20 protein-coding genes are annotated in these 23,981 nt (G+C 61.9%); 12 read left to right on the top strand and 8 right to left on the bottom strand.

Annotated features, from left to right (window positions below):
- Positions 1 to 104 precede the first annotated feature (104 nt).
- The 3 genes from ftsX to ftsY are packed head-to-tail and all read right to left on the bottom strand — an operon-like array spanning position 105 to position 3,156.
- A complete protein-coding gene (ftsX, locus tag HX803_RS08680) occupies positions 105 to 1,130 on the bottom strand; it encodes a permease-like cell division protein FtsX (RefSeq protein ID WP_178920033.1) in 1,026 nt (341 codons plus the stop codon).
- Entirely contained in the window at positions 1,127 to 1,798 is a 672-nt protein-coding gene (ftsE, locus tag HX803_RS08675) for a cell division ATP-binding protein FtsE (RefSeq protein WP_003234627.1), read from the bottom strand. The genes ftsX and ftsE overlap by 4 nt, the downstream gene beginning before the upstream one ends.
- Positions 1,795 to 3,156 (bottom strand): signal recognition particle-docking protein FtsY, encoded by a 1,362-nt coding sequence (gene ftsY, locus HX803_RS08670; protein ID WP_178920032.1) that lies wholly within the window; start codon positions 3,154 to 3,156, stop codon positions 1,795 to 1,797. Before ftsY ends, ftsE begins: the two co-directional genes overlap by 4 nt.
- A gap of 232 nt (positions 3,157 to 3,388) precedes the next feature.
- On the opposite strand from ftsY, the gene HX803_RS08665 reads away from it, so the two are divergent.
- The 4 genes from HX803_RS08665 to HX803_RS08650 all read left to right on the top strand — a co-directional run bounded on the left by HX803_RS08665 (position 3,389) and on the right by HX803_RS08650 (position 7,988).
- Complete coding sequence (locus HX803_RS08665) at positions 3,389 to 4,744, top strand: pitrilysin family protein (RefSeq protein WP_178920031.1); 1,356 nt, start codon at positions 3,389 to 3,391, stop codon at positions 4,742 to 4,744.
- Positions 4,737 to 6,227, top strand: a complete 1,491-nt coding sequence (locus HX803_RS08660) for a pitrilysin family protein (RefSeq protein WP_178920030.1) — start codon at positions 4,737 to 4,739, stop codon at positions 6,225 to 6,227. Before HX803_RS08665 ends, HX803_RS08660 begins: the two co-directional genes overlap by 8 nt.
- A complete protein-coding gene (rsmD, locus tag HX803_RS08655; RefSeq protein ID WP_178920029.1) occupies positions 6,227 to 6,832 on the top strand; it encodes a 16S rRNA (guanine(966)-N(2))-methyltransferase RsmD in 606 nt (201 codons plus the stop codon). The genes HX803_RS08660 and rsmD overlap by 1 nt, the downstream gene beginning before the upstream one ends.
- A 160-nt stretch (positions 6,833 to 6,992) precedes the next feature.
- Positions 6,993 to 7,988, top strand: coding sequence for a hydrolase (locus HX803_RS08650; RefSeq protein WP_178920028.1), 996 nt, complete (start codon positions 6,993 to 6,995; stop codon positions 7,986 to 7,988).
- A gap of 120 nt (positions 7,989 to 8,108) precedes the next feature.
- On the opposite strand, the gene HX803_RS08645 is transcribed toward HX803_RS08650, so the two are convergent.
- On the bottom strand, positions 8,109 to 8,963 hold the full coding sequence (locus HX803_RS08645; protein ID WP_178920027.1) for a sulfurtransferase: 855 nt from the start codon (positions 8,961 to 8,963) through the stop codon (positions 8,109 to 8,111).
- A 33-nt stretch (positions 8,964 to 8,996) separates the two neighbouring features.
- On the bottom strand, positions 8,997 to 9,668 hold the full coding sequence (locus HX803_RS08640; RefSeq protein ID WP_178920026.1) for a TetR/AcrR family transcriptional regulator: 672 nt from the start codon (positions 9,666 to 9,668) through the stop codon (positions 8,997 to 8,999).
- 146 nt (positions 9,669 to 9,814) lie between these two features.
- Here HX803_RS08640 and HX803_RS08635 point away from each other — a divergent pair, with 146 nt between their 5' ends.
- From HX803_RS08635 to HX803_RS08615, 5 genes are all read left to right on the top strand, one after another.
- Positions 9,815 to 11,242, top strand: a complete 1,428-nt coding sequence (locus tag HX803_RS08635) for a coniferyl aldehyde dehydrogenase (RefSeq protein ID WP_178920025.1) — start codon at positions 9,815 to 9,817, stop codon at positions 11,240 to 11,242.
- 28 nt (positions 11,243 to 11,270) lie between these two features.
- Positions 11,271 to 11,816 carry a twin-arginine translocation pathway signal protein gene (locus tag HX803_RS08630; RefSeq protein ID WP_178920024.1) on the top strand — a complete coding sequence of 182 codons (546 nt, stop codon included), beginning with the start codon at positions 11,271 to 11,273 and terminating at the stop codon, positions 11,814 to 11,816.
- A gap of 118 nt (positions 11,817 to 11,934) precedes the next feature.
- Positions 11,935 to 13,530: a GMC family oxidoreductase gene (locus HX803_RS08625; RefSeq protein WP_178920023.1), complete on the top strand. Its 1,596-nt coding sequence runs from the start codon at positions 11,935 to 11,937 to the stop codon at positions 13,528 to 13,530.
- Positions 13,531 to 13,633: 103 nt separating this feature from the next.
- Complete coding sequence (gene coaD, locus HX803_RS08620) at positions 13,634 to 14,113, top strand: pantetheine-phosphate adenylyltransferase (RefSeq protein ID WP_003176711.1); 480 nt, start codon at positions 13,634 to 13,636, stop codon at positions 14,111 to 14,113.
- A gap of 215 nt (positions 14,114 to 14,328) precedes the next feature.
- The gene (locus HX803_RS08615; RefSeq protein ID WP_017139475.1) at positions 14,329 to 14,580 is read left to right on the top strand and encodes a YfhL family 4Fe-4S dicluster ferredoxin; all 252 of its coding nucleotides are present in this window, start codon (positions 14,329 to 14,331) and stop codon (positions 14,578 to 14,580) included.
- Positions 14,581 to 14,712: 132 nt separating this feature from the next.
- Here HX803_RS08615 and mutM read toward each other — a convergent pair whose 3' ends face one another.
- Both mutM and HX803_RS08605 read right to left on the bottom strand, forming a co-directional pair.
- Positions 14,713 to 15,525: a bifunctional DNA-formamidopyrimidine glycosylase/DNA-(apurinic or apyrimidinic site) lyase gene (gene mutM / locus HX803_RS08610; protein ID WP_178920022.1), complete on the bottom strand. Its 813-nt coding sequence runs from the start codon at positions 15,523 to 15,525 to the stop codon at positions 14,713 to 14,715.
- A gap of 21 nt (positions 15,526 to 15,546) precedes the next feature.
- Positions 15,547 to 16,359: an HDOD domain-containing protein gene (locus HX803_RS08605; protein ID WP_178920099.1), complete on the bottom strand. Its 813-nt coding sequence runs from the start codon at positions 16,357 to 16,359 to the stop codon at positions 15,547 to 15,549.
- Positions 16,360 to 16,638: 279 nt separating this feature from the next.
- Here HX803_RS08605 and HX803_RS08600 point away from each other — a divergent pair, with 279 nt between their 5' ends.
- The 3 genes from HX803_RS08600 (at position 16,639) to ilvD (ending at position 21,344) form a co-directional block, all read left to right on the top strand.
- The gene (locus tag HX803_RS08600) at positions 16,639 to 17,835 is read left to right on the top strand and encodes a class I SAM-dependent rRNA methyltransferase (RefSeq protein ID WP_003195152.1); all 1,197 of its coding nucleotides are present in this window, start codon (positions 16,639 to 16,641) and stop codon (positions 17,833 to 17,835) included.
- Between the two features lie 242 nt (positions 17,836 to 18,077).
- Positions 18,078 to 19,265 (top strand): Bcr/CflA family efflux MFS transporter, encoded by a 1,188-nt coding sequence (locus HX803_RS08595; RefSeq protein WP_178920021.1) that lies wholly within the window; start codon positions 18,078 to 18,080, stop codon positions 19,263 to 19,265.
- A gap of 237 nt (positions 19,266 to 19,502) precedes the next feature.
- Positions 19,503 to 21,344 carry a dihydroxy-acid dehydratase gene (ilvD, locus tag HX803_RS08590; RefSeq protein ID WP_178920020.1) on the top strand — a complete coding sequence of 614 codons (1,842 nt, stop codon included), beginning with the start codon at positions 19,503 to 19,505 and terminating at the stop codon, positions 21,342 to 21,344.
- 188 nt (positions 21,345 to 21,532) lie between these two features.
- On the opposite strand, the gene HX803_RS08585 is transcribed toward ilvD, so the two are convergent.
- Positions 21,533 to 23,980 carry a TonB-dependent siderophore receptor gene (locus HX803_RS08585; protein ID WP_178920019.1) on the bottom strand — a complete coding sequence of 816 codons (2,448 nt, stop codon included), beginning with the start codon at positions 23,978 to 23,980 and terminating at the stop codon, positions 21,533 to 21,535.
- Between the last annotated feature and the right edge of the window lies 1 nt (position 23,981).

The raw sequence follows: 23,981 nt of genomic DNA, 5'->3' as shown, positions 1-23,981 counted from the left end.
CTCGTGCAGTGAAGCACTGCGAAAATTGACCGGGAACCGTAGGACAAGTTCCCTAAACCACCAATACGGTCAATACAAACGAAACCACATTAATCTGACATTAACTACTTCGGTGCCAACTCACGTAAGTGACGGGCGACCGCAATCCAAGCACCGATATACCCCAACAAGACCGCGCCAAGCAAGAGACTCAGACCATCGGCTACCGGCACGCCCGCCAGGGCGAAATCACTGCCGTACAAGCCAGCCAGCCCGATCACCGCGTCGTTCAGCCAGTCAAGACCAAACGCCAGCACTCCCCAGGACAAAATCCCGGCACCAAAGCCATAAAGCGCGCCCATGTACAGAAAAGGACGACGCACATAGCTGTCTGTGCCGCCGACCAGTTTAATCACTTCTATCTCGGTGCGACGGTTTTCAATATGAAGACGAATGGTATTACCTATCACCAAAAGTAATGCAGACACCAACAACACCGTCAGGCCGAACACAAAGCGGTCGCCCAGCTTGAGAATCGCCGCCAGGCGCTCCACCCAGACTAGATCAAGCTGCGCCTGCTGTACCTTGGGCATCTCTGCGAGTTTTTGTCGCAGGGCTTCCAGCGCGGGCTTGTCCACTTCATTTGGCGTGACCAGCACCACGCCCGGCAGCGGGTTCTGCGGCAGCTCTTTCAGCGCTTCGCCCAGGCCGGACTGTTGCTGGAACTCTTCCAGGGCCTGGTCGCGGCTGATGTACTCGGCGTCTGCCACACCGGGCAGGTTTTTGATGTCGTCGCGCAGGGCCTCGCCCTCTTTGGCGCTGGCATCGATATTCAGGTACAGGGAAATCTGCGCGGCGCGCTGCCAGGAACCGCCCAGGCGCTCCACATTATTAAGCAGCAACGACAAACCCATTGGCAGGCTCAAGGCCACAGCCATTACCAGGCAGGTAAAGAAGCTGCCGATCGGTTGCTTGCCCAGACGACGCAGGCTGTCCAGCAGGCTGGCGCGATGGCTTTCGATCCAAGCGCGCAGCAGCGTGCCGAAGTCCGGGCCGTCGTCATCGTCGTGTTTTTTCTTTTTCTGCGGTTGCGGGTCGGCGGCTTTGGGCGCCACGCGCTCGGAAACCTTGGGGCTACGGGTCGCACTCATACGCCAGCCTCCCCGTCACCGATCAAGCGGCCGCGTTGCAGGGTCAGCATGCGATGGCGCATGCGGGCGATCAGCGCCAGGTCGTGGCTGGCGATCAGCACGCTGGTGCCCAGGCGGTTGATGTCTTCGAACACGCCCATGATCTCGGCCGCCAGGCGCGGGTCGAGGTTACCGGTGGGTTCGTCCGCCAGCAGCAGGGCTGGGCGATGGACGATAGCACGGGCGATGCCGACGCGTTGTTGCTGGCCGGTGGACAGGTCGCCCGGGTAGAGATCGGTCTTGTCCGACAGTGCCACACGCTCCAGGGCCGAATCCACGCGCTTGACGATCTCGGCCTTGGACAGCCCGAGAATCTGCAGCGGCAGCGCCACGTTATTGAACACGGTGCGATCGAACAGCAATTGGTGGTTCTGGAACACCACGCCGATCTGGCGGCGCAGGAACGGAATCTGCGCATTGCTGATGGTGGCCAGGTCCTGACCAGCTAGCAGCAGCTTGCCGGTGGTCGGGCGCTCCATGGCCAGCAGCAGGCGCAGCAATGTACTTTTGCCGGCACCGGAGTGGCCGGTTACAAACAGAAACTCGCCGCGACGCACTCGAAAGCTCAGCTCATGCAAGCCCACATGCCCGTTGGCATAGCGTTTACCGACCTGTTCGAATCGAATCATGAACGCTCCCGCTCGGCAAAGAGTGCCTGTACAAAGGGTTCGGCTTCAAAGGTGCGCAGGTCGTCGATGCCTTCACCGACGCCGATATAACGAATCGGCAACCCGAACTGTTTGGCCAGGGCGAAAATCACGCCGCCCTTGGCCGTGCCGTCGAGCTTAGTCAATGCCAGGCCGGTCAGTTGCACCGTCTGGTTGAATTGCTTGGCCTGGCTGATGGCGTTCTGGCCGGTGCCGGCGTCAAGTACCAGCAATACTTCGTGGGGAGCGTCTGCGTCGAGCTTGCCGATCACGCGGCGCACCTTCTTCAGTTCTTCCATCAGGTTGTCTTTGGTGTGCAGGCGGCCGGCGGTGTCGGCGATCAGCACATCGATGTTACGGGCCTTGGCGGCCTGCACAGCGTCGAAGATCACGGAGGCGGAATCGGCGCCAGTGTGCTGGGCAATCACCGGGATCTTGTTGCGCTCACCCCAGACTTGCAGTTGCTCTACGGCGGCGGCACGGAAGGTGTCACCGGCCGCCAGCATGACTTTCTTGCCCTCGGACTGCAGCTTCTTGGCCAGCTTGCCGATCGTGGTGGTCTTGCCCGCGCCGTTCACGCCCACGACGAGGATCACGAACGGCTTGTTCGGCTTGATCACCAGCGGTGCTTCCACGGGCTTGAGCATCGCGGCCAGCTCGGCCTGCAAGGACTTGTAGAGGGCGTCGGCGTCGGTCAACTGCTTACGCGCGACCTTCTGGGTCAGGCTCTGGATGATCACGGCGGTGGCTTCGACACCCACGTCGGCGGTGAGCAGGCGGGTCTCGATGTCTTCGAGCAGCTCGTCATCAATGACTTTCTTGCCCAGGAACAGGCTGGCCATGCCTTCGCCGATGCTGGCGCTGGTCTTGCTCAGGCCTTGCTTGAGGCGGGCAAAGAAGCCGGTTTTGCTGGTTTCGGGCGCTGCAACGACAGGTTCCGGTTCGACGACGGCTGGCGCAGCCGCTTCGACGACGACGGCAACCGGCTCGACCACCGCGGGAATCGGCGGCGTGATGTGTTCGGCCTGCACGTCTACTACCAGGGCCACCGGTTCTTCAGCGACCGGCAGTTCCAGCCAGGGCTTGGGCTCTGGCTCTGGCTCTGGCTCCGGTGCAGCTTCAACCACGGGCTGCAACACCGGTTCAGCCATCGGCAGTACCACTGGCGCCGGGGTTTCTACGGCCGGTTGGGCTTCTACGATTGGCTCAGGGGTAGGTTCAGGCTGAACCTGCGGCTGTTCGTCGACGGTTTCCTGCGGCTTTTTGCGCAGCCATCCGAACAGGCCTTTTTTCTCGCCAGCCGCAGCTGGGGTCTTCTTGTCGTCGTTGGAACCAAACATGGAGACGGCTATCTCAAGGTAGCGACGCGCCAGCAGGCGCGTCGGTAAATAAAATTCGATGCGTAACAGACTGTTTTTTAGCCAGCTCGTTCATGCGCAACATTTTGTAAGGCCTAAATAGAGCCTTAACGGGACAGCCGCAGTGGCCGTCACTAAGTCGGATCAGTATCCTAGCACCTCCTCGCCCGCCGACGCTAAGACCAAGCGGGCAGCCCAACAGGTTTAAAAACGAATGAATGCTCTAGCCCGCCATGCCGCAGGCCTGCTGTTCAGCACAGTTTGTCTGCCTCTCTCAGCCTTGGCTGCCGACCCACAACCCACCCACGAATTCACCCTGGATAACGGCCTCAAGGTGGTCGTGCGCGAAGACCATCGCGCGCCGGTGGTGGTTTCCCAGGTCTGGTACAAGGTCGGTTCGAGCTACGAAACCCCGGGCCAGACCGGTTTGTCCCACGCCCTGGAGCACATGATGTTCAAGGGCAGCGCCAAGATCGGCCCTGGCGAAGCCTCGCTGATCCTGCGCGACCTGGGCGCCGAAGAAAACGCCTTTACCAGCGACGACTACACCGCCTACTACCAGGTACTGGCCCGTGACCGCCTGGGTGTCGCCTTCGAACTGGAAGCCGACCGCATGGCCAGCCTGCGCCTGCCGGCCGACGAGTTCAGCCGCGAGATCGAGGTGATCAAGGAAGAACGCCGCCTGCGCACCGACGACAACCCCATGTCCAAGGCTTACGAGCGCTTCAAGGCCATGGCGTACCCGGCCAGTGGCTATCACACGCCGACCATCGGTTGGATGGCTGACCTGGAACGCATGAAGGTCGAAGAACTGCGCCACTGGTACCAATCCTGGTACGTGCCGAACAATGCCACCCTGGTGGTCGTGGGCGATGTCACCCCGGATGAGGTGAAGAAACTGGCCCAGCGCTACTTCGGCCCGATCCCCAAGCGCGACGTGCCACCGGCCAAGGTCCCGCTGGAGCTGGCTGAACCCGGCGAGCGCCTGCTGACCATGCACGTGCAGACCCAACTGCCGAGCGTCATCCTCGGCTTTAATGTGCCCGGACTGGCCACCGCCGAGGACAAACGTTCGGTGCAAGCCTTGCGCCTGCTCTCGGCCCTGTTGGATGGCGGCTACAGCGCACGCATTTCGGAACAACTGGAGCGTGGTGAAGAGCTGGTCTCGGCCGCGTCCACCAGCTACGACGCCTACACCCGTGGCGACAGCCTGTTCACCTTGACCGCCACGCCGAACCAGCAGAAGAAAAAGACCATCGCCCAAGCCGAAGCCGGCCTGTGGCGCCTGCTGGATGAATTGAAAGCCAAACCGCCGACCACCGAAGAACTGGAGCGCATCCGCGCCCAGGTCATTGCCGGCGTGGTTTACCAGCGCGATTCCATCACCAGCCAGGCCACGGCCATCGGCTCCCTGGAAACCGTCGGCCTATCCTGGAAACTCATGGACACCGAACTGGCTGACCTGCAAAGCGTGACCCCGGAAGACATCCAGAAAGCTGCGCGCACCTATTTCACCCGCGAACGCCTCAGCGTCGCCCATGTCCTGCCTGAGGAGACCGCTCATGAGTGATCGCAAAAGCAGCCGCTTGATCTTCCCCGGCCTGATCGTGGTCACCCTGATCGCGGCGAGCGCCGTGTATTTCCTGCGCCCGAGCGAATCCGTCGCCAGCCCGGCGCTGGAAAAAGCCCAATCGGCCAACAAACTGCAATCCCTGGCAGAGCTGGACGGCAAGGCGCCGACCAACCGCAAGCTCGACGTGCAGACCTGGACCACCGCCGAGGGCGCCAAGGTGCTGTTCGTCGAGGCCCACGAACTGCCGATGTTCGACATGCGCATCCTGTTCGCGGCCGGCAGCAGCCAGGACGGCAACGTCCCGGGCCTGGCGCTGATGACCAACGCCATGCTCAACGAAGGTGTGCCGGGCAAGGATGTGAGCCAGATCGCCAGTGGCTTTGAGGGCCTGGGTGCCGATTTTGGCAATGGCGCCTACCGCGACATGGCGCTGGTGTCCCTGCGCAGCCTGAGCGACAGCGACAAGCGCGAGGCCGCGCTGGCGCTGTTTGGCCAGGTGATCGGCAAACCGACGTTCCCGGCCGACTCCCTGGCGCGGATCAAGAACCAGATCCTGGCGGGTTTCGAGTACCAGAAACAGAACCCTGGCAAGCTGGCGAGCCTGGAGCTGTTCAAGCGCCTGTATGGCGACCACCCTTATGCTCACCCGAGCGAAGGCACGCCCCAGAGCGTTCCCGCGATTACCCTGGCGCAGTTGCAGGCGTTCCACGCCAAGGCCTATGCCGCCGGCAACGCCGTGATCGCCGTGGTCGGCGACCTCACCCGTGCCGAAGCCGAAGCCATGACCGCCAAGGTCTCCGCCTCGCTGCCCAAAGGCCCGGCCCTGGCGAAGATTGCCCAGCCTGCCGAGCCCAAGGCCGGCCTGAGCCATATCGAGTTCCCGTCCAAGCAGACTCACCTGCTGTTCGCCCAACTGGGCATCGACCGCGCCGATCCGGACTACGCGGCCCTTTCCTTGGGCAACCAGATCCTCGGTGGCGGCGGCTTCGGCACCCGCTTGATGAGCGAAGTGCGCGAAAAACGCGGCCTGACCTACGGCGTGTACTCCGGCTTCTCGCCGATGCAGGTACGCGGCCCGTTCATGATCCAGCTGCAGACCCGCGCCGAAATGAGCGGCGGCACCCTGCGCCTGGTGGAGGACGTGCTGGCCGACTACCTCAAGAACGGCCCGACCCAGAAGGAACTGGACGACGCCAAACGCGAGCTGGCAGGTAGCTTCCCGCTGTCCACCGCCAGCAATGCCGACATCGTCGGGCAGTTGGGCGCCATGGGTTTCTATAACCTGCCGCTGAGCTATCTTGAGGATTTCATGAAACAATCCCAGGCCCTGACCGTAGAGCAGGTCAAGGCTGCAATGAATAAACACTTGAGCGCCGACAAGATGGTCATCGTGACCGCCGGCCCGACGATTGCGCAAAAGCCACTACCGCCCCCCACTGATAAACCCGCCGAGCAGCCGCTCGGGGTTCCGGAGCATTAATGGCCAGTTCATCTCGCCCGAAAAAACCCGTCCACAACGTGCATAACGGTGTGGGCCAGCTGCGCATCATCGGCGGCGAATGGCGCAGCCGCAAGCTGAGCTTCCCCGACGTGGTGGGCCTGCGCCCCACGCCGGACCGCGTGCGCGAAACCCTGTTCAACTGGCTCGCGCCGTACATTGCGGGCGCCAAAGTGCTGGACCCGTTCGCGGGCAGCGGCGCGCTGTTCCTGGAGGCGCTGTCCCGTGGGGCCGCCCTGGGCCAGGCGCTGGACGCCAGCAATGTGGCGGTTTCCAGCCTCAAGGAACACCTGGGCACCCTGCGCTGCACCACCGGCCAGGTACAGACCGCCGACGCCCTGCGCTACCTGGAAACCCAGCCGGCCAGCGAGTTCGACGTGGTGTTCCTCGACCCGCCGTTCAACCAGAACCTGCTGCCGACCGTGTGCGCGCTGCTGGAAGAACGCCAATGGCTGGCGCCGGATTCGTGGATCTACACTGAAAGCGAGGCGGCGCCTTCGACCCTGGGCTTGCCCGGAACCTGGCGTTTGCACCGCGAGCAGAAGTCCGGCCGCGTCTACTACGCGTTGTGGCAACGCAGCGTATAAATCTGTAATGACGGGCTTGTTGTGGCGAGGGAGCTTGCTCCCGCTGGGCTGCGAAGCGGCCCCTAAACCTGCAATCGTGTTCTGACTGACCAAGCGCGGCGTTTTAAATGGGGCTGCTACGCGCCCAGCGCGAGCAAGCTCGCTCGCCACAGAGAGTTTCATGACAGCCTCTTTCGACCTGTTCAAACCCGCCTTTGGCCTCGGCAACCCTCACCTGCAAACCTTGTGGGGACCGTTGTGGCGCCCCACCACCCACATTGAACGCCTGCGCGAACGCCTGTGGCTGGACGACGGCGACTTCCTCGACCTCGACTGGCACGGCCCCCACGACGCGCAAGCGCCGTTGGTGCTGGTGTTGCACGGTCTGACCGGCTCGGCCAATTCGCCCTACGTGGCCGGGCTGCAAAAAGCCTTGGCCACTCAAGGCTGGGCCAGTGCCGCGTTGAACTGGCGCGGTTGCTCGGGTGAGCCCAACCTGTTGGCGCGCAGCTATCACTCGGGCGCCAGCGAAGACCTGGCCGCTGCGATTGCCCATCTGCGCGCCAAGCGGCCATTGGCGCCGTTGTATGCCGTCGGCTATTCCCTGGGCGGCAACGTGCTGCTCAAGCATCTGGGGGAGACGGGCGAAGCGTCCGGGTTGCAAGGCGCGGCGGCGGTGTCGGTGCCGTTTCGCCTGGACCAGTGCGCCGATCGCATCGGGCTGGGCTTTTCGCGGGTGTACCAGAAGCACTTCATGCGCGAAATGCTGGCGTACATCCGCGTCAAGCAGAGCCGCTTTCAGCAGGATGGCCGGGCGGACGGGCTCAAGGCCCTGGAGGCCCTTGGCTCACTGGAGAAGATGCGCACGTTCTGGGATTTCGATGGCCGGGTCACCGCGCCGCTGCACGGTTTCCTGAGTGCCGAGGACTATTACCGCCGCGCGTCAAGCCGTTATTACCTGGGGGCGATTCGTACGCCGACCCTGATTATCCAGGCAGCAGATGACCCGTTCGTGTTTGCCCACAGCTTGCCCGAGGCGAGCGAATTGTCGGCGTGCACCGAGTTTGAGCTGCTGGCCAAGGGTGGGCATGTGGGGTTTGTCGACGGTTCGCTCAAACGCCCCGGTTATTACCTGGAACGCCGTATTCCTGCCTGGCTACTGACGCAACACGGTTAAAACATGTGGGAGCTGGCTTGCCTGCGATAGCGGTGTGCCAGCCAATAATAAGATTGCTGACACGCCGTCATCGCAGACAAGCCAGCTCCCACAGTTGATCGGGTTTACACCTCCGTCGATTTAGTCACCCGTAGCAATTTCACGCTGCGGGTCGGTAATCCACTCGCTCCATGACCCCGCATACAACTTGCCCAACGGGTAACCCGCCAGGCTCAGGGCGAACAGGTTGTGGCAAGCCGTGACGCCCGATCCGCAATAGGCCACCAGCTCATCCGGCGAGCGCCCCTGCAGTTGCGCGGCAAAGCGCTGCTTGAGTTGTTCAGCCGGCAGGAAACGCCCATCGCTGCCCAGGTTTTCAGTGAACGCCGCACACTGCGCGCCCGGAATATGCCCGGCGACCGGGTCGATCGGTTCCACATCACCACGAAACCGCGCCTGGGCACGGGCATCGATCAGGGTCAGGCCCGGTTGGCCCAGGCGCTTTTGCAGGTGTTCGGCATCCAGCACCAGGCGAGAATCAGGCGTGCCGGCAAATGTACCGGGCTCGACCACCGGCGCATCCAGGCTCAGGGGAAACCCAGCGCTGTGCCAGGCCTTGAGGCCACCGTCCAGCACAAACACGCCGTCGCGCTTGCCCAGCCAGGCCAGTAACCACCAGGCGCGGGCGGCATAGGCGCCGGGGCCGTCGTCATACAGCACGATGTCGGTGTCGGCGCTGATGCCCCAGGCCCGCAACTGACGCACCAGGGCATCAGCCCCCGGCAGCGGGTGACGACCGGTCACCCCCTTGGTCACCGGGCCACTCAGGTGGCGCTCCAAGTCAGCATACTGCGCGCCGTCGATATGCCCTTCGGCATAGCTGCACAGCCCGTAGTCCGGGTCTTCCAGGGCAAAGCGGCAGTCGAGGATCACCAATCCGCCGGCCTTCTGGCGCTCGGCCAGTTGCTGGGGGCTGATCAATTGGGCAAGCGGCATGACGGACTCCTGTGAACAGATTCGGGAAAGGTCCTACTTCACTTCTTCCAGTGCCTGGTTCAACGGCACGTAAAACTCTTTGAACAGCGCATCCACCGCCTCTTTCGCCTGGGGCGTGACGAAACCTGCTTCCAATACCAGCACCTGATACACCCCGCGCTTGATCGCCTCAGCGCTCAACTGGGTGGAATTTTCGTTGGTGGTGCACAAGAAACGCACCCAGGAGGTGAGGATGATCCAGGCATTGAGGGTCAAGGCCTCGGTTTGCACCGGGTCCATATTGAGGATGCCCGCGTCGACAAACCCTTGATAGATAGCACCGCCTTGGGTCAGGCAGCGCTGGGAAAAACGCCGGTAGCCGGTGGCCAGTTCCGGGTCGCTCTCCAGCAGGTGTTCGAGATCACGGTGCAGGAAACGGTAGCGCCACATGCCGGCCAATACGGCTTGCAGGTAGAAACGCTTGTCTTCGACGGTGACGGCACGGCCCTGGGGCGGGCGCAGGAAGCTGTCCACCAAGGCTTCGTATTCACGAAACAGCACGGCGATGATCGCCTGCTTGTTGGGGAAGTGGTAGTACAGGTTGCCCGGGGAAATTTCCATATGGGCGGCGATGTGGTTGGTGCTGACACTGCGCTCGCCCTGCTGGTTAAAAAGCTCCAGGCTGGTTTGCACAATGCGCTCGCTGGTCTTTACTCGTGGTGCCATAGGGAATCAGCTTCTGTACACGTGAAGGGGCATCTTACGGCCTATCCTTGCCAGGATAAATCCACATGTTGCTGCAATGTTATTTGACAATTTAGAGCAATGACTCTAATAAATGAACCATTCAAATAACAATCGGGAACTGTGCCATGTCTGCCAACGTTGCCTACCTGCAAGATTCCCAGGCGCTGGATCAACTCCAGGACCTGTTCGACGCCCAACGTCGTGCCTACGCGGCCAACCCGATGCCGCCCGCCGCGCAACGCCAGCAATGGCTCAAGGCCCTGCGCGACCTGCTCAGTGATGAGCGCCAGGCACTGATCAACGCGATCAGCCAGGACTTCAGCCATCGCAGCGCCGACGAGACCCTGTTCGCCGAGCTGATGCCGAGCCTGCATGGCATTCACTACGCCAGCAAACACCTCAAGCGCTGGATGAAACCTTCCCGCCGCGCCGTGGGCATTGCCTTTCAACCGGCGTCAGCCAAAGTCATTTATCAGCCACTGGGGGTGGTTGGGGTGATCGTGCCCTGGAACTACCCGCTGTACCTGGCCATCGGGCCGCTGGTGGGCGCGTTGGCCGCCGGCAACCGGGTGATGCTCAAGCTTAGTGAGTCCACCCCTGCCACCGGCGAATTGCTCAAGGCTTTATTGGCGAAAATATTCCCCGAGGACCTGGTGTGCGTGGTGCTGGGTGAAGCCGAGGTCGGCATGGCGTTTTCCAAGCTGCCCTTCGATCACCTGCTGTTCACCGGCGCTACCAGCATCGGCAAACACGTGATGCGCGCTGCCGCCGAACACCTGACCCCGGTCACTCTGGAGCTGGGCGGCAAGTCCCCTGCCATCGTGTCCGCCGATGTACCGCTAAAAGATGCCGCCGAACGTATTGCCTTCGGCAAAGCCCTGAACGCCGGGCAAACCTGTGTGGCCCCCGACTACGTGCTGGTTCCAGAGGATCGGGTAGACGGCTTCGTCGAGGCCTACACCCAGGCCATTCGCGGGTTTTATCCGACGCTGGCTGACAACCCGGACTACACCGCCATCATCAACGAACGGCAACTGGCTCGGCTCAATGCCTACGTCAAGGACGCCACCGACAAGGGCGCGACCCTCATCCCTCTTTATGACCAAGGCCAGGCCCGGCGCATGGCTCACAGCCTGCTACTGAATGTCAGCGACGAGATGACGGTGATGCAGGATGAAATCTTCGGTCCGGTGCTACCGATCGTGCCGTATCGCGGCCTCGACCAGGCATTTGCCTACATCAATGGGCGCCCTCGCCCACTGGCCCTGTATTACTTCGGCTACAACAAAGCCGAGCAAAACCGCGTGCTCCACGAAACCCACTCCGGCGGCGTGTGCCTGAACGACACCCTGCTGCATGTGGCCCAGGACGACATGCCGTTTGGCGGCATCGGCCCTTCCGGCATGGGCCATTACCACGGCCATGAGGGCTTCCTCACGTTCAGCAAGGCCAAGGGTGTGCTGGTGAAACAGCGCTTGAACGCGGCGAAGCTGATCTACCCGCCGTATGGCAAATCGATCCAGAAGTTGATCCAGAAACTGTTCGTGCGCTGAAACCACCACCTTCGGGATAACAATAACAATGAACCCAAGCCTGACTGAAACCCCCGCGCTGTCGCGGCGCGGCGTCCTGAAAATCGGCCTGTGCGCCAGCGCCTTCCTGGCCACGGCCGGGCTGGGTGCCAGCCTCAGCGGCTGCTCCAGCAGCACCCCGGCCAGCGGCTTTGCCATGTTGCGCAGCAGTGACCTGCCGTTCCTGCGGGCGGTCATTCCGGTGCTGCTGGAAGGTGCCGCCAGCGCCGAGCAAGTGCTCGCTGGTATCGAAGACACCCTGAAAAAGCTTGATTACAGCCTGCAGCACCTGTCGCCGGAGATGTTCAAGCTCACCCAGCAACTGTTCGACGTGCTGGGCATGGGCATCACCCGTGGTCCGCTGACCGGCATCTGGGGCAGCTGGGAAAACGCCAGTGCCGAACAGATCCGCAATTTCCTGCACCGCTGGGAAAACAGCTACCTGAACCTGCTGCGCATGGGCCAGGGCTCGTTGCTCAAGCTGGTGATCATGGCCTGGTATTTCCGACCGGCGTCCTGGGCCCATTGCGGCTACCCCGGCCCGCCGAAGATCTGACACCCCCCGTAGGAGCCGGCTTGCCCGCGATAGCGGTGCGCCTGACGCACCGCATCGACCGGATCGCCGGCAAGCCGGCTCCTACAAAGGTTCACTACAACAATAAGAGTGCATGTTTATGCCCGTACCCGATCTGTTCCGCGAGGGCCTGGCCCGTGGCTGGAAAACCCACAATGGCGCCGCCCTTGAAAGCGACCTGACCTTGGAAGCCGACGTGGCCATCATCGGCAGCGGCGCCGGTGGCGGCACCACCGCCGAGATCCTCAGCGCTGCCGGCTACAAAGTGTTGCTGATCGAAGAAGGCCCGCTCAAGACCAGCAGCGACTTCAAGCTGCTTGAGGACGAGGCCTACGCCAGCCTGTACCAGGAAGGCATCGGCCGCATGAGCAAGGATGGCGCGATCACCATCCTGCAAGGCCGGGCCGTCGGCGGCACCACCTTGATCAACTGGACCTCGAGCTTTCGCACCCCGGACGCCACCCTCGCCCACTGGGCCAGTGAATACGCGGTCAAAGGCCACAGCAGTGCCGAGATGGCGCCCTGGTTCGAAAAAATGGAGCAGCGCCTGGGCATTGCGCCCTGGGCCATCCCGCCGAACGCCAACAATGATGTGATCCGCAAAGGCTGCGAACAGCTCGGCTACAGCTGGCACGTGATCCCGCGCAATGTGCGCGGCTGCTTCAACCTGGGTTACTGCGGCATGGGCTGTCCGGTCAACGCCAAGCAATCGATGTTGGTGACCACCATCCCATCCACCCTGGAAAAAGGCGGTGAGCTGCTGTACCTGGCCCGGGCCGAACGCCTCAAGTACAGCGGCGACAGCATCAGCAGCCTGGAATGCGTTGCCATGGATGAGCGCTGCGTGGCGCCCACCGGGCGCAAGATCACGGTGAAGGCCAGGCATTACGTGCTGTCCGGTGGCGGTATCAACAGCCCGGCATTGCTGATGCGCTCGGACGCCCCCGACCCGCATTCGCGGCTCGGCAAGCGCACCTTCCTGCACCTGGTGAATTTCTCTGCGGGGCTGTTCGACGAGGTGATCAACCCGTTCTACGGCGCGCCACAGTCCATTTACTCCGACCATTTCCAATGGCAGGACGGCACCACCGGCAAAATGTCCTACAAGCTGGAAGCTCCACCCTTACATCCAGGACTGGCCAGCACCTTGTTCGGCGGCTACGGCGGGCAGAATGCCCTGGAGATGAGCCAACTGCCCCACACCCACGCGATGCTGGCGCTGCTGCGCGACGGCTTCCACCCCGACAGCCAGGGCGGCACGGTGGATTTGCGCGGCGACGGCACGCCCGTGCTCGACTATCAGGTCTCGCCCTACGCCTGGGACGGCCTGCGCCGGGCTTTCCACAGCATGGCCGAGATCCAGTTCGCGGCCGGTGCCAAGTCGGTCAAACCGTTGCACCACGACGCGCGTTACGTGACGACCTTGGCCGAGGCACGCAGTGTGATTGACGGGTTGAACCTTGAATTGCACCGCACAACCCTGGGCAGTGCTCACGTGATGGGCGGCTGTGCGATGGGCGAAGACCCTAAAAATGCCGTGACCGACAGCCTGGGTCGGCATCACCAACTGCGCAACCTGTCGATCCATGACGGCTCGCTGTTCCCCACCAGCATTGGGGCCAACCCCCAATTGTCGGTATATGGATTGACCGCCCAACTGGCGACAGCATTGGCCGAACGTCTGAAAACGGCGTGAAAAAACACGGTCTATCGGGCTTTCTTCTACATAAGTTGACTTGGCCGACCGGGATGGCTGCGATACCATCCGGTTCCCCAACGGACTCCGCCAGGACGACGCGATGAACCGAGTGTTGTACCCAGGTACCTTCGACCCGATTACCAAAGGCCATGGCGATCTGGTCGAACGTGCCTCTCGCCTGTTCGACCATGTGATCATCGCGGTCGCGGCCAGCCCCAAGAAAAACCCGCTGTTTCCCCTGGAACAGCGCGTGGAGCTGGCGCGTGAGGTCACCAAGCACCTGCCCAACGTGGAAGTGGTGGGCTTTTCCACCTTGCTGGCGCATTTCGCCAAAGAGCAGAACGCCAATGTGTTCCTGCGTGGCCTGCGTGCGGTGTCGGACTTCGAATACGAATTCCAGCTGGCCAACATGAACCGCCAACTGGCGCCGGACGTGGAAAGCCTGTTCCTCACGCCGTCGGAACGTTATTCGTTCATTTCCTCGACGTTGGTCCGTGAAATCGCGGCGTTGGGCGGTGATATCACCAAGTTCGTCCACCCCGCCGTGGCCGATGCGCTGACCCTGCGCTTCAAGAAGTAAGGCTCTCTGTGGCGAGGGAGCTTGCTCCCGCTGGGGCGCGAAGCGGCCCCGCTCTGCTTGAAAAGATTGGGACTGCTGCGCAGTCCAGCGGGAGCAAGCTCCCTCGCCACAGGTAGTAGTGCTTGCCACAGGCTCGCACTGCGGGCGCCAATGCGGCACAATTGCGCGCATTAGTTTTTCAGATGCCTTGGCTGACGGCCCTGGCAGGAGTTTCCATGTCCCTGATCATCACCGACGATTGCATCAATTGCGACGTCTGCGAACCCGAGTGCCCGAACGCTGCGATTTCCCAAGGCGAAGAGATCTACGTGATCGACCCGAACCTGTGCACCCAGTGTGTCGGCCACTACGACGAACCCCAGTGCCAGCAGGTGTGCCCGGTGGATTGCATTCCATTGGATGAAGCCCATCCGGAGACGGAAGAGCAGTTGATGGCCAAGTATCGGTTGATTACCGGTAAGGCGTGAGGCTCAACAGCGCCTGCCAGGGCCTCTTCGCGAGCAAGCCCGCTCCCACATTCGACCGCATTCTCATGTTGGAACCCGGTTAACTGTGGGAGCGGGCTTGCTCGCGAAGGCGGCTTCAGCCATCACACAGAATCAGCGCTGACACTTAGGGCAAAACACACTCGCCCGCTGCCCCAGCACCACATTGCGCAGTTCCGTCCCGCACACCTTGCACGCCTCGCCGCCTCGGCCGTAGACGAACAGCTCCTGCTGGAAATACCCCGGCTGCCCGTCCCCACCGATAAAATCGCGCAACGTCGTGCCGCCGCGCTCGATGGCAGCCGCCAGTACCCGCTTGATCTCGATCGCCAGCTTCAAATACCGCGCCCGCGAAATGCCGCCTGCCTCGCGACGTGGATCAATGCCCGCCGCGAACAGCGCTTCGGTCGCATAGATATTGCCCACACCCACCACCACCGCGTTGTCCATGATGAACGGCTTCACCGCCATCGAACGCCCACGGGACAGCTGGAACAGGCGATCACCGTCAAACAGGTCGGTCAACGGCTCCGGCCCCAGGCGAATCAGCAGCTCATGGTTGTGCGGGTCCTGGCTCCACAGCATCGCGCCAAAACGCCGAGGGTCGGTGTAGCGCAGGGCCAGGCCCGACTCCAGTTCGATGTCCACATGCTCATGCTTGGCCGCCGGCATTCCCACTTCCACCAGCCGCAGGTTGCCCGACATGCCCAAGTGGCTGATCAAAGTGCCCACTTCGGCGTTGATCAGCAGGTACTTGGCCCGTCGCTCCACCAGCACGATGCGCTGCCCAGACAGGCGCACATCGAGGTCTTCCGGGATCGGCCAGCGCAACCGGCGCTCACGCACCACCACGCGGCTGACCCGCTGGCCTTCCAGGTGCGGTGCGATGCCGCGCCGGGTGGTTTCGACTTCTGGTAACTCGGGCATGCGTACCTCGTGAAGAACGGTTTAGTGGGCGCCCAGCTCGCGGATCGACAGCTTCATGCTTTCGAAGTCGTAGTCCGACAGCCCCACGTAGTCGAGCACCAGGTGGCCGATGGCATTCCATTCATGGTCCACCGACTGGTTGCCCAGCACGCGGTAGGACGAGCCGATGTGCTCGGCCATCTTGAGGATCGCCAGCAGGTTTTTCAGTTGGGAGTTGCGCGAGGACTCATCGCTGAAGATCGCCAGGGCGTTGTGGTGGTTGGCGATGGCGTCGGTCACATGCTGGGGCAGGCGCCAGGATTTGGCGGTGTAGTAGCCCACCACCGCGTGGTTGGTGTTGAACGCGTTGTTCTCGGTGTCGACCACGCGGCAATCAGGGCCGGCGTTGGCGTAGGCCTCTTCCAGCACGGTCATGTAATTGGGGAAGCGCTTGAGCATCAGCGGCACGCCACAATCGTGGAACAGGCCCAGGGCGTAGGCTTCGTCCACCGCCTGGGCGCCGGTGCGCTTGGCCAGGGTGAGGCAGGTCATGGCCACGTCCTGGGCGGTGTCCCAGAAACGGTTGAGGGTGACGATGGTGTCGTCGCTCATCTCGCCTCTGATCGACAGCGCGTTGATCAAGTTGATGATCGAGCGGCTGCCCAGCAGGTTCACTGCGCGCTGGATCGAGGCGATCTTGTTGCTCAGGCCGAAATACGACGAGTTGACGATTTTCAGCAGTGCGCCGGACAAGCCTGGGTCCTGGGAGATCAACCGTGCAATCACTTCCAGGTCCGGATCGGGCATGTACTGCTCCATCTGCAAATCCACCATGATTTGCGGTTGGGGCGGCACGCTGATGCCTTGCAGGGCCTGTTGGATCTGTTCGGCGGAAAGCTCTTGGGACATAAGTACTTACTCTGGGCTAGGCGGGGATTCTAACCTCTATGGGAACCTGACTGACACCTCAATAACCTGAATGCAAACCCAATCAAATGTGGGAGCTGGCTTGCCTGCGATGGCCTCACCGCCGTACGTCAGATACACCGCGCCGTCCGCATCGCAGGCAAGCCAGCTCCCACATGAACAGCGCCGCAACAGGTATACTCCCGCTCTTTTTTCCGGAGCGACGTCATGTCCCTGCCAAGCCTGCGTCTCAAAGCCAACGCCGATCGTCGTTTGCGCAACGGCCACCTGTGGGTCTACAGCAACGAAATCGATGTGGCCGCCACCCCACTCCACGGCTTCCAGGCAGGCGACCAGGCTATCCTGGAAGCGGCCGGCGGCAAGACCCTGGGCATCGTGGCCATGAGCCCGAACAACCTGATCTGCGCCCGCCTGCTGTCGCGCGACATCAAGTTGCCTTTGGACAAGTCGCTGCTGGTGCACCGCCTGAACGTCGCCCTGTCGCTGCGTGACCGCCTGTTCGACAAGCCGTTCTACCGCCTGGTGTACGGCGATTCCGACCTGTTGCCAGGCCTGGTGGTCGACCGTTTCGGCGACATCCTGGTGGTGCAGATCGCCTCGGCGACCATGGAAGCGCATAAAGAAGACGTGATCGCTGCACTGACCCAAGTGCTCAAGCCAAGCGGCATCCTGTTCAAGAACGACTCCGCCGCGCGCGACGCCGAAGGCCTCAACCGCTACGTCGAGACCGTGTTTGGCCTGGTGCCGGAGTGGGTGGCGCTGGAAGAAAACGGCGTGAAATTCGAAGCCCCGGTGATCCAGGGCCAGAAGACCGGGTGGTTCTACGACCACCGCATGAACCGCGCACGCCTGGCCCCGTATGCCAAAGGCAAGCGCGTACTCGACCTGTACAGCTACATCGGCGGTTGGGGCGTGCAAGCTGCGGCCTTCGGCGCCAGCGAAGTGTTCTGCGTCGACGCCTCCGCCTTCGCCCTCGACGGCGTGGAGCGCAATGCCGCGCTGAACGGCTTTGCCGAGAAGATGACCTGCATCGAAGGCGACGTGTTCGAAGCCCTGAAAGAGCTGAAAGCCAGTGAAGAGCGCTTCGACGTGATCGTCGCCGACCCACCGGCCTTCATCAAACGCAAGAAAGACATGAAGAACGGTGAAGGCGCCTACCGCCGCCTGAACGAGCAAGCCATGCGCCTGCTCAGCAAGGACGGCATCCTGGTCAGCGCCTCGTGCTCCATGCACTTGCCGGAAGACGACCTGCAAAACATCCTGCTGACCAGCGCCCGCCACCTGGACCGCAATATCCAGATGCTCGAACGCGGCGGCCAGGGCCCGGACCATCCGGTGCACCCGGCGATTGCCGAGACGCGCTACATCAAGAGCATCACGTGCCGGTTGTTGCCTAACAGCTAAACCCTAGCGCGAATCAAAATGTGGGAGCGGCGGTGCGACGATTCGACTTGCCCGCGATGGCGGTGTATCAGGTACAGATTTTTAACCTGTTAAATCGCTATCGCAGGCAAGTCGAATCGTCGCACCGCAGCTCCCACATTGTTTTGTGTTGTGTCATAGCTAGTTCCTAAGCTTCTGAGCATTGACTTTCCCCCTCATCAAATCAATTCTGCGTCCTCGCTCAAGGACTGAGTTTTGACCCGATGACCACCCTCTCCACCCCCGCCCGCAAGACTGCCGCCATCTTTCTGCTGATGACGATGACGGTCCTCGGCGTGTTCCCACTCGATGTAATCCTCCCCTCATTCCCGTCCATGGCGACACACTTCGGCACGTCGGTGGCCGACATCGCGCTCTCCGTCAGCCTGTTTTCCATCGGTCTTTCCTTGTCGCTGCTGCTGGTCGGCCCACTGTCCGACAACCTGGGGCGTAAACGGCTGCTGATGATCGGCATGACCGTTGCCGTCATAGGCTCAGCAGGCTGCGCGATAGCAGACGACTTCACTACGTTTCTGTTGTTCAGGGTGGTGCAGGCAGTCGGGTGCGGCAGCTTTGTGCTGTCACAGGCGCTGGTTCAGGATCTGTTTGTGGGCAAGGAGCAGGAGCGGCTGCGGATCGCGATTGTCACTGCGGGCGGGATCTGCATTTCAGTCTCGCCCTTGTTCGGCAGTTGGCTGCAAACCTGGCTGGACTGGCGCGGCAGTTTCCAGGTGTTTGGAGTCATTGGCCTGGTATTGGTCTTCAAGGCCTGGTTACTGCTGGAAAGCCCAAGCACCGCGCCATCAGTCCGCATTCCCATTCTGAAAGCCTATCGTCAGGTGTTGTCCGACCGGCGTTTTGTCGGCTACTGGCTGATCTCGGCGCTGGCCTTCACCTGCCACTTCGCCTTTATCGTGGTGTCGCCGATCATCCTGATGGAACAACTGGCCCTCACGCCTTACCAATTCTCCCTGGCGCTGCTGCTCTATGGTGCGGCGTATGTGCTGGGTGGCATGGGCGCGGGCTGGATGAACCGACGAATGGAAGGCCACACTCAAATCGTCACCGGCCTACGGCTGATCGCGTTGGCGGGCGTGCTGATGCTGGTGCTTCATAACGTGTGGGGCCTGAGCGTGATAACGGTGATGCTGCCGATGATCCTGTGCACCGCCGGCACCACCATCACCCGGCCGATAGCCACATCCCGGGCCATGGGGCTGTTTCCACACAGCGCCGGGACGTCAGCCTCGGCCGGCAACGTGATCATTTTCGTCAGCGGCGGCTTGATCAGCGGGCTGGTCAGCCAGGCCGGCATGCAGGTCATGACCGTACTGCCAATGACCTTCCTGATCCTGAGCGCAATCGGTATGGGCCTCAATGCCCTGGTGCAAAGGCCGGCGCACGTCTCGTAAGCGCTAACTTCACACTGGCGGCCATTCCCTCCCGCCGCCAGCGGTGTAGAATCGACGCTATTCATCGCCAGTCATCCCCCGGCGGGTTTATGAGCTCGAGGCCCAAGCAAGCGGCGATCCCGCGACGCGAGTGGCAACTTTTGGACACACGGCCATTTTCTGAGTGTTCCAGACGTCAATAGAAGCTCACTCCCCTTTGCACCTGATTAGTAAGTGATTAGCCGCCCGGAGTGCTCCATGCCAGATTACCGCTCGAAAACATCCACCCACGGCCGCAACATGGCCGGCGCGCGCGCACTGTGGCGTGCCACGGGGATGAAAGATGACGACTTCAAAAAGCCGATCATCGCGATTGCCAACTCGTTCACCCAGTTCGTACCGGGCCACGTCCACCTCAAAGACCTGGGCCAACTGGTCGCCCGCGAGATTGAACGCGCCGGCGGTGTAGCGAAAGAATTCAACACCATCGCCGTGGATGACGGCATCGCCATGGGCCATGACGGCATGCTGTATTCCCTGCCGAGCCGCGAGATCATTGCCGACTCCGTGGAATACATGGTCAACGCCCACTGCGCCGACGCCATTGTGTGCATCTCCAACTGCGACAAGATCACCCCCGGCATGCTGATGGCCGCCCTGCGCCTGAACATCCCGGTGATCTTCGTCTCCGGCGGCCCGATGGAAGCCGGCAAGACCAAGCTCGCCTCCCACGGCCTGGACCTGGTCGACGCCATGGTCATCGCCGCCGATTCCAGCGCTTCTGACGAGAAGGTCGCGGAATACGAGCGCAGCGCCTGCCCGACCTGCGGTTCGTGCTCCGGCATGTTCACCGCCAACTCGATGAACTGCCTGGTGGAAGCCCTGGGCCTGGCCTTGCCGGGCAACGGCTCCACCCTGGCCACCCACAGCGACCGTGAGCAGCTGTTCCTGCAGGCCGGCCGCACCATCGTCGAGCTGTGCAAGCGCTACTACGGCGAGAACGATGAGTCGGTGTTGCCGCGCAACATCGCCAACTTCAAGGCGTTCGAAAACGCCATGACCCTGGACATCGCCATGGGCGGTTCCACCAACACCATCCTGCACCTGCTGGCCGCGGCCCAGGAAGCCGAGATCGATTTCGACCTGCGCGACATCGACCGCCTGTCCCGTCACGTGCCGCAACTGTGCAAGGTCGCGCCGAACATCCAGAAGTACCACATGGAAGACGTGCACCGCGCCGGCGGGATCTTCTCGATCCTCGGTTCGCTGGCCCGTGGCGGCCTGCTGCACACCGACCTGCCGACCGTGCACAGCACGTCCATTGCCGAAGGCATCGCCAAGTGGGACATCACCCAGACGGACGACGAAGCCGTGCACACCTTTTTCAAGGCAGGTCCGGCCGGCATCCCGACGCAAACCGCGTTCAGCCAGTCGACCCGTTGGGACACCCTGGACGACGACCGTGAAAACGGCTGCATCCGCAGTGTCGAGCACGCCTACTCCAAAGAAGGCGGCCTGGCCGTGCTGTACGGCAACATCGCCCTGGACGGCTGTGTGGTGAAAACCGCCGGCGTGGATGAGTCCATCCATGTGTTCGAAGGCAACGCCAAGATCTTCGAAAGCCAGGACAGCGCCGTGCGCGGCATCCTCGCCGACGAAGTAAAAGAAGGCGACATTGTGATCATCCGCTACGAAGGCCCCAAAGGCGGCCCAGGTATGCAGGAGATGCTGTACCCGACGTCCTACCTGAAATCCAAGGGCCTGGGCAAAGCCTGCGCCTTGCTCACCGACGGCCGTTTCTCTGGCGGCACTTCGGGCCTGTCCATCGGCCACGCTTCGCCAGAAGCCGCAGCCGGTGGCGCGATTGGCCTGGTGCAGGATGGCGACAAGGTACTGATCGACATTCCGAACCGTTCGATCAACCTGTTGATCAGCGATGAAGCACTGGCCGCGCGCCGGGTCGAGCAGGACAAGAAAGGCTGGAAGCCGGTGGAGAAGCGCCCGCGCAAAGTCACCACCGCGCTGAAGGCTTACGCCCTGCTGGCCACCAGTGCCGACAAGGGTGCTGTGCGTAACAAGGCGATGCTTGACGGTCTGTAAGCTGCGCCCCTAGAAAATGCCCCGCCAGGTGCGGGGCATTTTTTTGCCTGGCCAACCCCCTCCAGGACACTGGAGATCATACTGTGGGAGCGGGCTTGCTCGCGAAGGCGGAGTGTCAGTCAACACATGCATGACTGATGTCCCGCATTCGCGAGCAAGCCCGCTCCCACAGGGGTTATATGTAGGGCTTAAAACTGCGGGGTGTAGGTCATGGTGAACATCACATTGCGCGGATCACCGTAGTAGTTGCTGCCCCAGTTCGCGTTGTACGCCGGGATGTAGTACTTCTTGTCGAACATATTGTTCAGGTTCGCCGCAACGGTGAATTCCTGGTTGATCTTGTAGGCCACCCGCGAATCCCATAACGCATTGCCCGGCACACTGAAGGTGCGGTCATAGGCAACAGTGCTGCTTTGCGCCGTCACACCGGCACCGACGCTGAACTTCTGCCAATCCCCCGGCAACTGGTAATCACCCCAGACCTTGAGCAAGTGCTTGGGCGTCCAGGTGCTGAAAACCTTGCCTTCGTAAGTGTCGTCCTTGAGGAATTGGGTGGTGTTGTAGGTGTAGCTGGAGGCCAGTTGCAGGCCAGGCAGCACTTCACCGCCCAAGGTCGCTTCAAAACCCTGGCTGCGGACTTTGCCCGAGGCCACCGAGCAGTACCAGCCATTGCAGTTCATCGGCCCTTGCAGGTCCTGAACGCCACGGTTTTCCTGGTCGTAGCGAAAGATCGCAAACGAGGTGTTGAGTCGGCCATCGGCCAGTTCTCCCTTGATGCCCAGCTCATAGTTCTTGCCCTCAATGGGCTTGAGCAATGAACCGGAGGTGGTCAGGTTGGTTTGCGGTTCGAATGCATCGGCGTAGCTGGCATAGGCCGACCACTCATCGTTCAGGGCGTATACCAGGCCGGCATACGGCGTGACCTTGCCAGAGGTTTGCGTAGTGCTTTCTTCCGGCGCGCTGTACACACCCTGGCGACCGCTCTGGCCGATATACGAATACTCATACCAACTGGTGCGTGCGCCGAGGATCAGGGTCAGGGGGTCCAGCACCTTGACGCGCCAGGTGCCATAGAGGCCTTTCTGGCGAATGTCATACCAGCTCTTGGAGGCGTTACCCGCCTGGAACAGCTGGTATTTGTCGCGTTGCACACGGTTGTGGTCGATGTTGAAAATATCCGCGCCATTCGTTGCCGCGCGTGCCCACTGGTCGTCGGTAGTGAGTTTGGAATAGTTGGCGCCCAGCACCACTTCCTGTTGGAAGCCCAGCCCATCGAACTTGCCGTTGACATACACATCCGCACCGCGGCTTTTGGTATTGAAGTCGGTGACCCAGTCGATGTAGCGCACATTGCCCGTGTCGCCAGGGTTGGGAACGGTATCCCACGTCGCCTGGTAGGTTGCGTCGTTATGCTCGTCCATGGCCACCAGCGCAGCCTTCACTTTCCAGTCATCGTTGAAACGATGCTCCAGGTCGGCGAACACCTGGGTCTGGTTGTTGACGGCGCGGTTCCAACTGGCACCGACAAAGGTCGAACGCGGCAGGCCGATATCACTGCCATTGGCGTAGCGGGGCAACGACATGAAGTTGGGGCGTGAGTGGCCTTTCTGGTTGCTGATGCCGACACCGACGGTAGTGTCGGGCGTGAAATCGTAGTCCACTGCCCCATAGACCGTCTGATTCCAGCCGCCGACATAATCGACAAAGGAGTTGGTCGTGTCGTAATCCGCCACAAACCGCCCCCGCAGCGTGCCTTCAGGATTGAGCGGGCCACCCGCGTCCACTTGAGTGCCGTAATGGTCCCAGGAGCCGGCCTTGGCGGTGACGGTTACCGTGGGCGCCTGCTGGCCGCGTTTGCGCACCAGGTTCATGGTACCGCCAGGGCTGTTGGCGCCTTGCAACAGGGCAGCCGGGCCGCGCAGGGTTTCGACGCGGTCGTAGATCGCCATGTTTTCGGTGAGGTAGCTGCCCAGCGTGTAGGTGTTGCGCGCAATGCCCACACCGTCGTATTGCAGCGTGCCGACTTCGAAGCCACGGGAGAAGATGAACATGCCAGGGCCAGGAGATTTGGTCGCCGTCAGGCCAGGCGTGCGCTTAACCACTTCGGACAGTTTGGTGGTGTTCTGGTCATCCATTTGCTTGCGGGTCATGACGCTGACCGACTGCGGAATGTCCTTGAGCTTCTGCTCGCCCTTGCCCAGGGTTACGGCGCCTGTGGTGTAGGAACCCGTACCTTCGGTGGTGACCCCAAGGCGTTCGGCGCTGATGGTGGTGGCGCCGACTTCAAGGGCGGTGCCTGTGCCCAAGCGCTTTTCCAGGGTGACCGTATCCGCGTTGATAAACGCTGCGCTCAACCCTGTGCCGCCCAACAATTGGCCCAGGGCTTCGCGTTGCCCCAGGTTGCCCTTGACGCCCGGCGACACCACCCCTTGGGTCAATTCCCCGGAAACCAGCACCTGAACCCGCGTCACTGCCGAAAACGCCGCCAGCGCACCGTCCAGGCTTTGCCCCGGAATATCAAAACGATAGGTCTGGGCCTGGGTGGTCTCGGCGGCCTGCAAGTACAGCGGTGCAGTGCCGCAGGCCAAGGAAATGGCCAGTGCCAGCAAGGGCCGTGCGGCGTGTCGGTGTGCCATG

The organism is Pseudomonas sp. P7548 (genome assembly GCF_013386585.1).
Classification (GTDB): Bacteria; Pseudomonadota; Gammaproteobacteria; order Pseudomonadales; family Pseudomonadaceae; genus Aquipseudomonas.
Note: the sequence above shows the minus strand (reverse complement) of the source record. Positions and strands in the feature narration are given on the sequence as shown.